Source organism: Photobacterium sp. SP02 (genome assembly GCF_038519165.1).
GTDB classification, from domain to species: Bacteria; Pseudomonadota; Gammaproteobacteria; order Enterobacterales; family Vibrionaceae; genus Photobacterium; species Photobacterium halotolerans.
The window spans coordinates 1-251 of sequence record NZ_JASJOJ010000202.1; the positions used below are offsets into that span (position 1 = coordinate 1).

A 251-nucleotide genomic window follows, 5' to 3' on the forward strand; every position below is an offset into this window, starting at 1 on the left:
CCATAGGGGAGTCGAACCCCTGTTACCGCCGTGAAAGGGCGGTGTCCTAGGCCTCTAGACGAATGGGACTTCTAATTCTGTCAGCGAAACATGTTCGCTAATTTGTACCCATGCTGTTGGGCAGCATGAGTGGCTCTCTACATTTCGACCAAGCAATCTGTGTGGACACTGCATCAACGACACAGTCTTTAGGTAAGGAGGTGATCCAGCCCCAGGTTCCCCTAGGGCTACCTTGTTACGACTTCACCCCA

General features: G+C 52.6%; 1 rRNA gene. It reads right to left on the reverse strand.

What is annotated here, in order from left to right:
- Positions 1 to 193: 193 nt before the first annotated feature.
- Positions 194 to 251: ribosomal RNA gene (locus P0Y67_RS22980) — 16S ribosomal RNA — on the reverse strand; the annotation flags it as partial.